13 protein-coding genes are annotated in these 12,008 nt (G+C 72.4%); 3 read left to right on the top strand and 10 right to left on the bottom strand.

From position 1 onward, the window contains the following. Nucleotides 1–25: 25 nt before the first annotated feature. Nucleotides 26–1,228 carry an FAD-dependent monooxygenase gene (locus ACIA8N_RS30010; RefSeq protein WP_365780843.1) on the bottom strand — a complete coding sequence of 401 codons (1,203 nt, stop codon included), beginning with the start codon at nt 1,226–1,228 and terminating at the stop codon, nt 26–28. Between the two features lie 91 nt (nt 1,229–1,319). On the opposite strand from ACIA8N_RS30010, the gene ACIA8N_RS30005 reads away from it, so the two are divergent. The 3 genes from ACIA8N_RS30005 (at nt 1,320) to ACIA8N_RS29995 (ending at nt 3,174) form a co-directional block, all read left to right on the top strand. Next, a complete protein-coding gene (locus ACIA8N_RS30005; protein WP_365780844.1) occupies nt 1,320–1,982 on the top strand; it encodes a TetR/AcrR family transcriptional regulator in 663 nt (220 codons plus the stop codon). A 42-nt stretch (nt 1,983–2,024) separates the two neighbouring features. Beyond that, nucleotides 2,025–2,552, top strand: a complete 528-nt coding sequence (locus tag ACIA8N_RS30000) for a DinB family protein (RefSeq protein WP_365780845.1) — start codon at nt 2,025–2,027, stop codon at nt 2,550–2,552. A gap of 115 nt (nt 2,553–2,667) precedes the next feature. Next, nucleotides 2,668–3,174 (top strand): hypothetical protein, encoded by a 507-nt coding sequence (locus ACIA8N_RS29995; protein WP_365780846.1) that lies wholly within the window; start codon nt 2,668–2,670, stop codon nt 3,172–3,174. Between the two features lie 93 nt (nt 3,175–3,267). Here the strand turns inward: ACIA8N_RS29995 and ACIA8N_RS29990 are convergent, their stop codons facing one another. From ACIA8N_RS29990 to ACIA8N_RS29950, 9 genes are all read right to left on the bottom strand, one after another. Further along, entirely contained in the window at nt 3,268–3,741 is a 474-nt protein-coding gene (locus tag ACIA8N_RS29990; RefSeq protein ID WP_030545870.1) for a hypothetical protein, read from the bottom strand. 70 nt (nt 3,742–3,811) lie between these two features. Next, nucleotides 3,812–4,495 carry a uracil-DNA glycosylase gene (ung, locus tag ACIA8N_RS29985; protein WP_365780847.1) on the bottom strand — a complete coding sequence of 228 codons (684 nt, stop codon included), beginning with the start codon at nt 4,493–4,495 and terminating at the stop codon, nt 3,812–3,814. Between the two features lie 90 nt (nt 4,496–4,585). Next, on the bottom strand, nt 4,586–6,163 hold the full coding sequence (locus ACIA8N_RS29980; protein ID WP_365780848.1) for an ABC transporter substrate-binding protein: 1,578 nt from the start codon (nt 6,161–6,163) through the stop codon (nt 4,586–4,588). A gap of 148 nt (nt 6,164–6,311) precedes the next feature. Further along, nucleotides 6,312–7,079 carry an SDR family oxidoreductase gene (locus tag ACIA8N_RS29975; protein ID WP_365780849.1) on the bottom strand — a complete coding sequence of 256 codons (768 nt, stop codon included), beginning with the start codon at nt 7,077–7,079 and terminating at the stop codon, nt 6,312–6,314. 28 nt (nt 7,080–7,107) lie between these two features. Further along, complete coding sequence (gene fabG, locus ACIA8N_RS29970; RefSeq protein WP_365780850.1) at nt 7,108–7,869, bottom strand: 3-oxoacyl-ACP reductase FabG; 762 nt, start codon at nt 7,867–7,869, stop codon at nt 7,108–7,110. A gap of 181 nt (nt 7,870–8,050) precedes the next feature. Further along, entirely contained in the window at nt 8,051–8,434 is a 384-nt protein-coding gene (locus ACIA8N_RS29965; RefSeq protein WP_365780851.1) for a DUF3037 domain-containing protein, read from the bottom strand. Continuing rightward, entirely contained in the window at nt 8,431–9,276 is an 846-nt protein-coding gene (locus tag ACIA8N_RS29960; RefSeq protein ID WP_365780852.1) for a HipA family kinase, read from the bottom strand. The genes ACIA8N_RS29965 and ACIA8N_RS29960 overlap by 4 nt, the downstream gene beginning before the upstream one ends. A gap of 231 nt (nt 9,277–9,507) precedes the next feature. After that, a complete protein-coding gene (locus ACIA8N_RS29955; protein WP_399416831.1) occupies nt 9,508–9,630 on the bottom strand; it encodes a hypothetical protein in 123 nt (40 codons plus the stop codon). Nucleotides 9,631–9,931: 301 nt separating this feature from the next. Then, a complete protein-coding gene (locus tag ACIA8N_RS29950; protein WP_365780854.1) occupies nt 9,932–11,920 on the bottom strand; it encodes a BTAD domain-containing putative transcriptional regulator in 1,989 nt (662 codons plus the stop codon). Nucleotides 11,921–12,008 lie beyond the last annotated feature (88 nt).

The following is a 12,008-nucleotide window of genomic DNA, read 5'->3' as shown; positions in this document are numbered from 1 at the left end:
GTCCGGGCCGTTCGCGCTGGTCAGCTTAGACCGGCCGGTCTTGGGCGGGCGGGGCCGGGGCCACCGGGGGGTGCCAGTCGGCGATGCCGTCGAAGCCGCGCAGGACGAGGCCGGGCCCGAAGCGGGAGACGGCGCCGACGAGCGTGGACCGCAGGGCGACGGCGGGGCGGGCGGAGAGCATCGTGAGCGCTCCGGTGCGGGCGGCCTTGCGGACGATGGCGGTGGTGCGCGGCAGGCGGTCCGCGGTGTACGCGGCGAGGTCGCGGCCCGGGAGGAAGCCGGGCGCGGAGCGGGCGTGGTGGGCGAGGACGACGGCGTCCTCGATCGCCTGGTTCCCGCCCTGGCCGAGGCTCGGCATCATCGCGTGCGCGGCGTCGCCGAGGAGGGCGACCCGGCCCTGGTGGAACGCGGGCAGCGGGTCGTACAGGTGGTGGACGTCGTGGCGCAGGACCTGGGCGGGGTCGACGGCGGCGAGGATCTCGGGGACGGGGTGGTGCCAGTCGCCGAAGAGGCGCAGGAGTTCGGCCTTCTCGTCGTCGGGCGCCCGGCCGCCGGCGGGGGCAGTGGCCATGGCGTACGCGTAGACCCGGCCGTCCTTGAGGGGCTGGGTGCCCCAGAGGCGTCCGGCTCCCCATGTCTCGTGGGGGGCGAAGGGCGTCTCGGGTGCGGGGATCACGACCCGCCAGGTGGTGCAGCCCGCGTACCGGAGGCCGGGGTGCCCGGGGAAGAGCGCGTGCCTCGTCGCGGAGCGTATGCCGTCGGCGGCCACGACGAGTTCGGCCTCGCTCTCGCCGTGCGGGGTGGTGAGACGGGCGGGGCGGCGGTCGTCGCCGGGGTCGGCGAGGGAGGCGGCCGTGCCGGGACGGACGACTCCGTCCGGGAGGGCGGAGGTGAAAATCTCCACCAGGGTGGCCCGGTGGAGGAGGACGAGCGGCCCGCCGAAGCGGGCGGCGGCCGCACCGGCGTTCGTGCGGGCGAGCCAGCGGCCGTCGGGCGCGCGCATGCCGCCGTCGCCCTGCCAGGCGGCGAGTTCACGGACGCGGTCGCCGAGGCCGAGGACGTCGAGGGCGCGCTGCGCGTTGGGGGCGAGGCCGATGCCCGCTCCGACGGGGGCGAGGTCGGCGGCCCGCTCCAGGACGGTGACCCGCCAGCCGTTGCGGTGGAGGGCGACGGCTGCGGTCAGTCCGCCGATTCCGCCTCCGACGACGATGGCCCGGTGCTGTTCCATGGCTGCTCCTCGGATCGGGCACTACAGGTGTAGTGCCTCCCTTGGCGTCACCGTACTACAGGTGTAGTCGGCCGGGTAGTAGGTTGTCCCCATGACCGCATCGAAGCCCGCCACCGCCTCCGCTCCCGTCCCGGATCCGGAAGCCCCCGCCTCCCGGGCCTCCCGCGCCGAGCGGATCGGGGACGCGGCGCTCGACCTCCTCGTGGAGCGCGGCATGCGGGGTCTGACGCACCGCGCCGTGGACGAACGGGCGGGGCTGCCGCAGGGTTCGACGTCCAACCACGCGCGCACGCGCCAGGCGCTCCTGGAGACGGCCGTGCGGCGCCAGGTCGAACTGGAGGCCCGCGTCCTGACCCCGGCCGAGCTGCCGGGCGCCGGCGGCGGTCCGGGCGCCGGCACCGACGCGCTCGTCGACATGCTCGCCCTCGCCGTGCACCGCTATCTCACCCACCACCGCGCGCTGCTCGTCTCCCGCTACGAACTGGCCCTGGAGGCCACCCGCCGCCCCGAACTCCGCTCGTTCTTCGACGCCGCGGGCTCCGTGTTCCGCGGCCCGCTGATCGCGGCGATGGCGGCGGCCGGCTCACCGGAGCCCGAGCGTCACGCGCTCTCCCTCGTCGCCTGGTGCGAGGGGCTGCTGTTCTCCTGCGCCGTCGGCTCCTTCCACGCCTCCGTGCCCGGCCAGGCGGAACTGCGCACCGGCGTCCAGGAGTTGCTGCGGGGCATGCTCGACTGCCCTCCCCTCGGGGAGTGAAAGCGCTGGCGCACCCGGTGATCGTGGGAGACGATGCCGCGCATGACCACCGAACGTACCGAAGCCGCCCCCCGCGTCGACCCGTCCACCACCTCGGGCGAACGCGAGGCGCTGGAGCAGTGGCTCGACTTCCATCGCGCGACCCTCGCGAGGAAGTGCGAGGGGCTCGACGACGCCCAGCTGCGCACCCTCTCCGCCCCTCCGTCAGACCTCAACCTGCTGGGTCTCGTCCGGCACATGGCCGAGGTCGAGCGCGGCTGGTTCCGCCGCGTCCTCGCCGATGAGAAGGTCGGCTGGATCTACAGCACGGACGAGGACCGCGACGGGGACATCCACGTCACGGACGAGGACACCTACGACGAGGCCTACGCCACCTGGCAGGCGGAGATCGCCCATGCCCGCACCCTGGCCGCCACGCGCGGCCTCGACGACCTCGGCGCGGGCGAGCACCGCAGCGGACGGACCTTCAACCTCCGCTGGATCTACCTCCACATGATCGAGGAGTACGCCCGCCACAACGGCCACGCGGACCTCCTCCGGGAGCGCGTCGACGGCGCGACCGGTGACTGAGCGGGTCCCGGGCGCTCAGCCGGGTCAAGGCGGGCCCCGCCGCACCTCACCCGTGCGGGGCATTCCCCGCCGGTAGGGGCGCGAAGATCGTCGCCGGACCAGCAGAGTTGCGCGGGTGCATGGAACCCGAACCACAGCGAAGATCCTGGTCGGGGCGGCCGTGGCCGCCCTCGCGGGCTGCGTCTCGGTGGACACCCCCCCGACGGCGCCCGCCCCCGCGTCCGCGCCCGCGCCCGCGCCCGTCGCGGAGACCGTACGCCCCGGGCAGGGCGTGGCCCCGCAGATCGTCGAGGGGCCGGCCCGCGAGGCCCTCGAAGCGGCGCTCCCCGCTCCCCCGCCGACCGCCGCGCCCCGCGCGACCCCGTCGTCCGAGGTGCGCCGCGGGGCGGTGGCGCCGCGCACGGAGACACGGCGCCCCGAGGCCGTACCGCAGCAGCGTGAACGACCGCGCCCGGCGCCCCGGCGGGAGTTCCCGGAGATGCCGGAGCTGCCGAAACCGACCGGTGTGCCGATGAGGGCGCCGGTGTCCCGGGCGGACGTGTGCGAGCTGGGCGAGCGGTACGGGGGCTGGGCCCCCGGCAGCGACCCGTCCAGGATCTGTCGCGGCGCCTCCGGCCGCTGAACGGTCCGGTCGGCCGGGGCGGCCCGGGTCGCGCCGGGTCGCGCCGGGTCCGTCACGCCGAATCGGTCACTCGCGTCGGTCACTCCGCGTCGGTCACTCCGCGCGGAGCCGTACCTCCAGGCGCTCGATCGCGGCCCGCACCCCGTTCCCGTAGCCGTCGTCGTCGAGGTGGTCCGACGCCGCGCGGGCCCGGTCCAGATGGACCCGCGCGGCGTCGGGCTGCTGGAGCTTGACGTAGTCCGCGGCCAGGTTGAGGTGGAGCGAGGGGTACAGCGCCCGGAGGGCGACCGCCGATCCGTGCTCGGCGAGGCGCTCGTCCGCGAGGCCCTCCGCCGCGTTCAGCGCGCGGAGATCCCAGGCCAGCTCGGTGTCGGGGTCGTCCTGGGCGTCCGCCATGTAGTGCGCCAGGGTGCAGCGGTGCAGGGGGTCCCCGTCGGGTCCGATCTGCTGCCACAGCACCCCGAAGCGATTGCGGGCCTCCTCGCGGTCGCCGCCGTGGAGCAGCATCATCGCCTGCCCGATCCTGGTCATGACCCCGTCGTCCGACACCTGCTGCTGCTCGGTCACCGCGACCTCCACCCGCTCACCCACTGGGAGAGCCGACGCTAGCCGCAGCCGGCCCGGATCGGGCCGAGGCTCAGCCGAGGTCGGGGATGCGCCAGTCGATCGGCTCGTGTCCCTGCGCCGCGACGGCCGCGTCGATCTGCGTGAAGGGACGCGATCCGAAGAACTTCTTCGCCGAGAGCGGCGAGGGGTGGGCGCCCTTCACCACGACGTGCCGCTCCTCGTCGATGAGCGGAAGCTTCTTCTGCGCGTAGTTGCCCCAGAGGACGAAGACGGCGGGGTCGGGCCGCGAGGCGACCGCGGTGATCACCGCGTCCGTGAACTTCTCCCAGCCCTTGCCCTTGTGCGAGTTCGCCTCGCCGGAGCGGACCGTCAGGACCGCGTTGAGCAGGAGGACGCCCTGCTGGGCCCACGGCATCAGATAGCCGTTGTCCGGGATCGGGTGGCCGAGCTCGGCCTGCATCTCCTTGTAGATGTTCCGCAGGGAGGGCGGGGTCTTCACCCCGGGCCGGACGGAGAAGCAGAGGCCGTGGCCCTGCCCCTCGCCGTGGTACGGGTCCTGACCGAGGATCAGCACCTTCACCTTGTCGTACGGGGTGGCGTCGAGGGCGGCGAAGACCTCGTCCTTCGGCGGGAAGACCGGTCCCTTGGCGCGCTCCTCCTCGACGAACTCGGTGAGCTGGGCGAAGTACGGCTTGCGCAGCTCCTCGCCGAGGACACCCCGCCAGGACTCGGGCAGCATGCTGGTGTCGGTCACGGTCAACAACCTCCGGTGGACGTTCCTGTCTACGTCCCCGAACCTACCGGGGGCCACTGACAGTGGCCCCCGCAGATCTCCGGCGTTCTGCTACCAGCTGGCCCGGCGGTGCAGCTCCCAGAGCTGCATGACGGTCTGCGGGTCGAGGGCGACCTCACCGCCGCCGATGTCCTCACGGGCCGCGATGTACAGCTTGCCCTGCCACAGCGGCAGCAGCCGGACGTCCTGGACCATGATCTCCTGGGCCTCCTCGAACTCCGCCGTGACGGTCCCGCGGTCGCTCTCGCGGCGGGACTTCGGGAGGAGCTCGCCGGTGATCCTCGGGCTCACGTAGGGCGTGCCGAGGACGTTCTCCTCGCCGACGAAGGGCGCGACGAAGTTGTCCGGGTCCGGGAAGTCGGGGAACCAGCCGCGCCCGAAGACCGGGTACTCGCCCTTCTGGTAGCCCGCCTGGAACTCCTTCCAGGGCTTGCCCTGGACGGAGACCTCGAAGAGGCCGGACTTCTCCAGCTGCCGCTTGAGCTCGTTGAACTCGGCGGCCGTGGAGGATCCGTACCGGTCCGTCGTGTACCAGAAGGTCAGCTCGACGGGCTCGGTGATGCCGGCGTCGCGGAGGATCTTCTTGGCCTTGGCGGCGCTCGGCGTGCCGAAGCGGTCGAAGAACTTGGTGGTGTGGGCCCCGATGCCCTTGGGAACCATCGAGTACAGGGGCTCGGCGGTGCCCTGGTAGACCCTGTTGACCAGTTCGTCGCGGTCGACGAGCTGGGCGATGGCCTTGCGGACGGGGAGCTTGGCGACCGACGCGTCCTGGGTGTTGAAGACCAGGTAGCGGATGTCGGCGCCGGTCGACTCGACGAGCTGGAGGCCCTTGTTCTCGGGCTTGTCCTCCTGGAAGGCGACGACCTCCTCGGCGGTGAGGCCGCGGTAGGTGGCGTCGATCTCGTGCTTCTTGAGCGCCTCGACCATCGCGTCCGAGCGGTCGAAGTACCGGATGGTCACGCCGCCGTTCTTGCGGTCGGCGAAGCCCTTGTAGGTGGGGTTCTTGGTCAGCTCCGCCGTCTGGCGCTCGGTGTACGAGTCGAGGACGTACGGTCCCGAGCCGACGAGCTTGCCGTCCTTGCGGAGCTGGTCGGCCGGGTACTCGGCCGGGTCCACGAGGGACATCGCCGGGGTGGCCAGGACGAACGGGAAGGTGGCGTCCGACTTGTTGAGCCGGAAGACGACCGTCCGGTCGCCGACGGTCTCGATCTTGTCGAGCGAGCCGAGCATCCCGTTGGGGCCGCCCTTGTGGTTGATCGTGCGGATGCGCTCGATCGAGTACTGCACGGCCTTCGCGTCGAGCTTGTGCCCGTTGGAGAACGTGAGGCCCTCCACGAGCTTGCACTCGAAGACCCGGCTCGACGTGTCCGTGAACTTGCAGTCGGCCGCGTCGGAATTCGGCGTCGTACTGCCCGTCGGGAAACTCACCAGGGTCTGGAATACATTCCGGAAGAGCTCCCAGGAGTTGTCCCAGGCCGCGGCCGGATCAAGCGTGGTGGGAGAACTCGTCGTACCGACGACAATTCTCTGATCCCCGGCGGATTCACTGTCGGAGAAGACACTGCATCCGGATACCAGGGATATGGACACAAGGGCTGCAGCCGCCTGCAGACTGGTCCGGTTGAACACGTGCACGCTCCTCGTTCAGCCAGGGGTCGGCCGACGATACCGCAGCACCCCGTCAGGTCAATCTTCGAGCCTGACGGGGCACTTGAGGCATTCGACATACAATCGGGCGCAATCCGGACACCGATTACGGAAAGTGTCCGGATATCGGTCACCCCACTCCGGCGTTCAGAAAAATCCCGCCGTCGACGACGAGCGTCTGACCAGTGATCCACTCGGACTGTGACGAGGTCAGGAAGGCTGCCGCGCCTCCGATGTCCTCCGGCTCGCCGAGCCGGCCGAGCGGGTAGGCGGCGGCCGCCTCCGCCTCCCGGCCCTCGTACAGCGCCTGCGCGAATTTCGTCTTCACGACGGCAGGGGCGATGGCGTTGACCCGCACGAGCGGCGCGAATTCGTGCGCCAGCTGGAGGGTCAGGTTGATCATCGCCGCCTTGCTCATTCCGTACGCGCCGATGAACGGCGACGCGGAGACTCCGGCGACCGACGCGATATTCACGATCGCGCCGCCGTGATCCTTCTGCCAGGCGTGCCAGCTCCGCTGGGCGAAGCCGAGGGCGGAAACCACGTTGGTCTCGAAGACCTTGCGGGCCACCCCGAGGTCAAGATCGGCGATGGGCCCGAACACCGGATTCGTACCGGCGTTGTTGATCAAAAAGTCCAGCCGGCCGAAGCCGTCCATCGCCGCCTCGACGGCGGCGGCCTGGTGGACCTCGTCGTGGGCCTTGCCCGCGACGCCGATGGCCCGGTCGGCCCCGAGCCGCTCGACGGCCTCCTTGAGGGCCTCCTCACCGCGCCCGGTGATGACGACCCGGTCGCCGCGGGCGACGAGCGCCTCGGCGACGCCGTACCCGATGCCCCGGCTCGCGCCGGTGACGAGGGCGACCTTGCCGGACAGCTCCGGCCGTTCCTGTGCGGTCATGTGTGCCTCGCTCCTCTCGCTGCGGACGTCAGTTGAGCGGGCCGCCGGCCACGTACATGACCTGGCCGGAGACGAAGCCGGCGTCGTCACCCGTGAAGAACGCGATCGCGTTGGCGACGTCCTCCGGGCGGCCGACCCGCTGCACCGGGATCATGGACGCCGCGGCGGCCTGGAAGTCCTCGAAGCCCATGCCGACGCGCTCGGCGGTCTGCGCGGTCATCTCGGTGACGATGAAGCCGGGGGCGACGGCGTTGGCGGTGATGCCGAACTTGCCGAGCTCCTTGGCGAGGGTCTTGGTGAAGCCCTGCAGACCGGCCTTCACGGCGGCGTAGTTGGCCTGGCCGCGGTTGCCGAGCGCCGAGGAGGAGGAGAGCGAGACGATCCGGCCGAAGCCCGCGTCCACCATGTGCTTCTGACAGGCCTTCGCCATCAGGAAGGCACCCTTGAGGTGCACGTTCACGACGAGGTCCCAGTCCGACTCGGACATCTTGAAGAGCAGGTTGTCGCGGAGCACGCCCGCGTTGTTGACGAGGATCGTCGGCGCGCCGAGCTCGGCGGCGACGCGCGCCACGGCGGCCTCCACCTGGGCGCTGTCCGAGACGTCGCAGCCGACCGCGAGGGCGGTGCCGCCCGCGGCGGTGATCTTCTCGACGGTGTCCTTGCAGGCAGCCTCGTCGAGGTCGAGTACGGCGACGGCGCGGCCCTCGGCCGCCAGGCGGAGCGCGGTGGCGGCCCCGATGCCCCGTGCGGCACCCGTGACGACGGCTACGCGCTGCTCGGTGGTGGACATGCTTGGTTCTCCTCGCCCTTGGATCGTCCATGGTCGCGGCCGAACCGGTCGCGCGCTCCTGCGTCCCGCACATGAGCGACCGCTTAGTATCGTCCGCAGACGTGACGCTAGAAGCCCTGGCACCCGGTGTCAACGGCCCACCGGGTGCGCCGGGTCACTCCCTGTCCACGGGCGGACGCGCTCAGCGCACGAGCAGGTCGAGCAGCCGCCCCACCTCGGCCTCGGGGTCCGCCGTGAGACCCGTGTGCACGGGCCCCGGCTGGACGACCGTGGAGCGCGGCGCGATCAGCCAGCGGAAGCGCCGCCCGGCGTCGTCCCGCGCGGCCTGACCCGCGGCGTCACCCCCCAGGCAGACCCCCTCCACCGCGCGCAGCGCCGCCCGGACCCCGGCGACGTCCGCCGCCGGGTCGAGCACGGCCAGCTTCGCCTCGTCCAGATGGGTACGGGCGGCCACGAAGGACCGGGCACGGCAGTAGACGACCACCCCGGCGTTGAAGCACTCGCCGCGCTCGACCCGCGGCACCACGCGCAGCAGCGCGTACTCGAAGACATCGCGGTCGGTCACGGGGTGCTGTCCTTCTCGGTGGAGTGCGGCCTGGGCGCGAGACGTTCGGCCAGCCAGCCGGGCGGCTGCTGCGGCCGGTTCTCGCTGCGCGGGCCGAGCGTGATCCGCTCGTGGATGGTCGCGGCGCGCGGCAGGAGCGCCGCCACGTACGCGGCGCGCACCTCGTCCGTACTGTCGAAGCCGGGCTCGTCGACGAGCCACTCGTCGGGGACGTCGGCGGCGACCTCGTCGAGCAGTTCACGGGTGACGAGCGGCGCCAGCTCGGCGGCCGCGGCGGCGACGTCCGGCGCGAAGGGGGCGAGCGCGTGGTCGGAGGCGTCGTACGGCTTGGCCGCGGAGGCCTGCGCGCCGGGCCAGTTGTGGTGCCAGATCATGGTGGCGCCGTGGTCGATGAGCCACAGGTCGCCGTGCCAGACCAGCATGTTCGGGTTGCGCCACGACCGGTCGACGTTGTTGATCACCGCGTCGAACCAGACGACCTTCCCGGCCTCCGCCGGGTCCACCTCGTACGCCAGCGGGTCGAAGCCGAGGGAGCCCGGCAGGAAGTCCATGCCCAGGTTGAGCCCGCCGCTCGCCTTCAGCAGCTCCTGCACCTCCTGGTCGGGTTCCGAGAGCCCGATGACCGGGTCGAGCTGGATGGAGACGAGTTCCGGCACCCGCAGCCCGAGCCTGCGGGCGAGCTGTCCGCAGATGACCTCGGCGACCAGGGTCTTGCGGCCCTGGCCGGCGCCGGTGAACTTCATGACGTACGTACCGAGATCGTCGGCCTCGACGATCCCGGGGAGCGAGCCGCCCTCACGCAGGGGCGTGACATAGCGGGTCGCTACGACCTCTTCCAACACTTTCCCAGGCCACCCATCTCTTCAGCCTTACGAGCCATGGACCATTCTCCGGTGCGTGGAGGCGGGAATCGCCGGTCGACGGCGACGGCGGGAATCCGGGGCGTTCCGCCGGCAAGCGGGTCGCCCCGCTCCCCGAGCGGTCCGTGGATGGTGCCGCGCCCCTGCAACCTGCCTCCGGTACGAAGTGAGCATAGTAACCGAGGGTGACGGACTCCCCCGTGGCCAGTTCCGTCAGCGGGGCGGGCCGAGGACGATCTGGCCGTACCTGTCGGCGGCCTCCGCCATCTTGACGGGGTCCAGCTCGAAGCCCTCGGGCCGGGGCGTCGTGATGTCGCGTCCCGCATGACGGAACATGCCCTCGATCCCTCCCGGCGTCGTGATCATGAGCAGGTCGGCAGTGTCGGAGGTGATGCGGTAGCCGTGCGGGATGTTGCGCGGGAGACAGGCCGGTACGGCGTACGACGTCGCGCAGGGTCTGTGCCTGGCCGAGCCCGGCCGTCATCCCCATATCGACAGTTCAGTTTGCTGACCGGTTCCGGTGGGTCGTTCCGGACGGAGTTCGCGTACGAAGACCTCCTCAGGGGCTCGGACCGGCGCGCCCGCGGCCGTAGTCGCCCGTGCCGACACCTTGCGCCAGCCCGCTGTCCTGGAGGGTCTACGTGTGGGCGCCGAGCCCGTCGGACAGCTCCCTCAGATACCACGAGACCGGCCCGAAGGTGATCAGTCCGCTCTGCGCGCCGGCCAGCTCGGAGGCCGCCGGCCTGAGTTCCCGGAGCGCCCGGCGCATCGTGCCGTGGTCGCCGACCGCCGTGGCCGCCCTGCCCACCACGCACCACAGGGCCTCGAACATGAGGTCGCGAGGCGGCGGGGCGATGTCCCTCAGCGCCGCGCGCGCGGCCTCGGTGTCCCCCGCGCCGACCAGGAGCCACGGGCGCACCCAGTCCTCGTAGGGTCCCCAGTCGGCTTCGGCCTCCTCGGGCGCGACGCCGTGGGAGAGGCGCAGCCCGAGCCTGGCCAGGGGCAGCAGCCCGTGCCGCAGTCCCGGCATTCCCGCGCCCTCCAGCGCGATGTCCGCCTTCCGGTAAGCCTCGTCGGCCTCGGCGAACGGCTCGGTCAGGGCGGTGCGCAGGGCGCGGTACCACGTGGTGAACACGCCCACGAGCGGCAGACCGTACCGCTCCGAGAGCCGGTCGGCGGCCACCGCGTGCTGCTCGGCCCCGGCGAGGTCGGACACCGCGCAGCGTGACTGGAGGCGGACGAGGTGCCCGAGGACCTCGTACGTCACCAGGTCGTTGCGCTGCGCCAGGGAGACGATCTCCGCGCCGATGGCGTCCCGCCGGGGTGACAGCCCCGCGCGCTGGAAGGTCTGCATGAACACGCCGTTCAGGGCGAAGGCCAGCAGCGGTCCGTCCTCGAGGCCGCGCGCGAGCTGTTCGCCCTGCCGGGCCGCCTGGTAGGCCCGGGCCCTCTCCGCCGAGGTCGTCTGTCCGGCGGGGAGCGCGCCGCGGGACTCCACGGCGATGGTGGCGAGGAGCCGGGCCCTGGCCGTGTCGTGGGCGTCGGCGGGCAGCAGCCGCAGGGTGCGTTCGGCGGCGTCGACCAGCCACCGCGCCTGCTCGGGGTCGTCGGAGCGGGTCCAGACCGCCGGCACGTCATAGGTGCCGATGACGCGGGCGGTGAGTTCCGGGTCACCGAGCCGCTCGGCGGCCGCGACGGCGGCGACCCGGTGACGGCGGGCCGCCTCCAGGCCTCCACCGCCGGTGACCGCCAGGTCGCGCATCAGCCCGGCCGTGGACTCCAGCCGGGCCCGCGCGTACGAGGGGACCACGCGCTCGTAGGCCGCGGTCGCCTCCGCCCAGACCTGGGCGGCCGTACCGCCGGGACCGGAATCGAGGTGGTCGGCCTGGCGCAGGACGTCGGTCTCCAGTCGGCGCAGTCTCGGTCCCGGGTCGATGCCCATCTGCTCGCCGAGCAGGCGTCGCGCCCGCCGTACGACGGACAGCGCGTCGCTCTGGCGCCCGGACCGGTAGAGGGCCAGCACCAGCAGGTACCAGGCGTCCTCGCGCCAGGGGTGCTCGGTGACGTACGCGTCCAGGTCGGGGACCGCCTGCGCGGCGGCGCCCAGGGCCAGTTGTGCCTCGGCCCTGCGCTCGACGGCCTGGCAGTTCAGCTCCCCCAGCCGGGAACGCTCGGTACGGATCCAGGGGCCGTCGTCGAGGCCGGCGTACGCGGGGCCCCGCCACCAGCCGAGCGCCTGGGTGAGCCGGCTGACGGCCTCGGCGGGCGGCAGCTCGGCGGCGGAGGCGACGGCACGCTCGAAGCGCCAGGCGTCGACGTCCTCTTCCGCCGCCTTCAGGGCGTAGCCAGGGCCTTCGGTGACGAGGAGCAGGGGTCGGCCGCGGGGCGGACGGTCGGGTTCGAGGGCGCGGCGCAGTGCGGCGACGAAGGTGCGTACGGCGCTCACCGCGTCCGCCGGCGGTTCCTCCCAGAGGTCCTCCACCAGCCGTGCGACGGGCACGACACGGCGGCGCGCGACGATGAGCCGGGCCAGCACCGCCCGGTGCCTGGGCCCCTTGAGCGCGACCGGGTCTCCCTGCGGGTCCCAGGCCGACACCGGTCCCAGGACGCTCAGCCTCAACCCCATCGCCGCCGTTCGTTCTGCCGGGAAACCACCAGCTCAAACGTACAGCGCTCATCGGTTGCTCATTCGCCGCCCGCAGGCTTCGAACCGG

It is taken from the genome of Streptomyces sp. NPDC051822, from assembly GCF_044452745.1.
GTDB lineage: Bacteria > Actinomycetota > Actinomycetes > Streptomycetales > Streptomycetaceae > Streptomyces.
The sequence above is the reverse complement of the archived record's forward strand: the minus strand, read 5'-3'. Positions and strand labels throughout refer to the sequence as shown.